We start from the raw sequence: 1,823 nt of genomic DNA on the forward strand, positions 1-1,823 counted from the left end.
ACGCGCCTACCAGGACGCACTCGACGAACTGGCCGTGCTGCTCAACGAGCCCGGTCCGTTGGAGACGGCCGAGGAGCCTCTCGGGGTTCCGTCCCTGGAGACGGACGAGGACCTGGGGATGCTCCAGGCCCTCGAAAAACGTCCCGATCTGCAGCGCCGGGCCCGTCAGATTCAACGCCTCTCCCTGGAACGGCGCATCGCCCGCAATCGGGCATTGCCCCGGGTCGATCTTCTCGCCAGCTATTCGCACAAGGGGGTCGGGGAGGATTACAGCGAAGACCTCGACCGGCTGGCCGAGGACGAAATCCGCAACTGGGAGGTCGGCCTGACCCTGAGCTATCCCCTCGGCAACCGGGACGCCCGTCAGGATTACCGGCGCACCGAATTGCAGCTCGCTGGTCTGCGGGCCGGGCAGGAGCAGCTCCGTCGCGAGGCGCGCAGCGAGGTGCGCACAGCAATACGCCTTCTCGACGTCAGTCGCACCAAGATCGAGGTCGCCCACCGGGCGGTGGAGCTGGCCGAAGAGAAACTGCGCATCCTGCTGCGGCGCAAAGAGGTCGGCCTGGCCACCACCCGTCAGGTGCTCGAAGGGGAGGAGGACCTGGCCGAGGCGCGCACCGATCATACCGCGGCCCTGACCGAATACAACCGGGCCGTGACCCGCTACCTTCAGGTGACCGGACTGCTCCTCGAGAGAGAGGGGATTCGTCTCGCAGGGCCCGCGGATTCCGAAGGGGCCGGTCCCCTGCTGGAGATGTATCGCCCGTGACCCTTACCGTCGGCCACATCAGCTATCTCAACTGCGCCCCCCTCTTTCACTTTCTGCCCGAGACCGGTTTCAGCGGGCGGGTCGTCCAGGGGGTTCCCGCCGAGTTGAACCGCCAGCTCGAAGGGGGCTTCCTCGATCTGTGTCCCTCCTCCTCCTTCGAGTACGCCCGCAACTGGCGCGACTACCTGCTGCTGCCCGGCCAGTCCATCAGCTCCTGCGGTCCGGTTCGCAGTGTCCTCCTTTTATCTCCCTGCCCGATCGAGGATCTCGATGGTCAGGAGATCGCCCTGACCGGCGAGTCGCTCACATCGGTCAATCTGCTTAAAATCATCCTCAAAGAATTCGAGGGCCATCATCGGATCGCCTGCAGAGTGCCTCAGGAACCGGTGGAGGATCTCCTGGGCGCCGGCCAGCCGGCCCTGCTCATCGGCGACCGGGCGTTGCGGGCCGCCGGGCAGAAAAGCCCAGCGACCCACATATACGACCTCGGCGAACTGTGGCTGCGCCACACCGGGCTGCCCTTTGTCTTCGCTCTATGGATTGTGCGGCGAGGCGCCGCTTTGAAGAAGAGGGAGGAGCTGCGAACCTTTCTCGGCCAACTCGCCGAGTCGCGGTCCCGGGCCTTTGCATCCCTGGAGGCCCTCGCCGAGGCAACTCCGGAGAAGGCCTGGATGGGGGGGGAAGGGCTGGTCGACTACTGGGAAACCATGTCCTACGACCTCGGCCCGGCCCACCTCGAGGGGCTGAGGCTCTTTTTCAACCTCTCCGTGCGGATGGGCCTTCTGGATGAAGAGCCCGAGATCAATTTTTTTCAGTAGCGGCTTGCACCCGTCACCCGTCACCCGTCACTTTCTTTCGATAATCCTCGAGAATCCGGTCGTGATCGAAGCACAGCGGGACGGGGAGGTCGTTTAGGGAGAAGAGGGCGGCCCGGGCCGCGTCGTCGCCCCCCTGCGGCGTTCCCAGGCCTTCTGCGGTGAAGACGACCGATATGTTGTGCTGTCGTGGGTCGCGCGCCGGGTCGGAGTAGGCTCCGAACTGTTTCAAATTTCCC

At 64.9% G+C, this 1,823-nt stretch carries 2 protein-coding genes and 1 pseudogene; 2 read left to right on the forward strand and 1 reads right to left on the reverse strand.

What is annotated here, in order from left to right; all coding sequences use genetic code 11:
- Positions 1 to 769 (forward strand): TolC family protein (locus C0617_RS03505; RefSeq protein ID WP_291315632.1); only part of this gene is annotated, 769 nt, incomplete at its 5' end.
- Positions 766 to 1,587 carry a menaquinone biosynthesis protein gene (locus tag C0617_RS03510; RefSeq protein WP_291315633.1) on the forward strand — a complete coding sequence of 274 codons (822 nt, stop codon included), beginning with the start codon at positions 766 to 768 and terminating at the stop codon, positions 1,585 to 1,587. The genes C0617_RS03505 and C0617_RS03510, both read left to right, overlap by 4 nt.
- Before the next feature lie 13 nt (positions 1,588 to 1,600).
- Here the strand turns inward: C0617_RS03510 and C0617_RS03515 are convergent.
- Positions 1,601 to 1,823 (reverse strand): annotated as a pseudogene (locus tag C0617_RS03515) (NUDIX hydrolase); the annotation flags it as partial.

Source organism: Desulfuromonas sp. (assembly GCF_002868845.1).
In the GTDB taxonomy this organism is placed as follows: Bacteria; Desulfobacterota; Desulfuromonadia; order Desulfuromonadales; family BM501; genus BM501.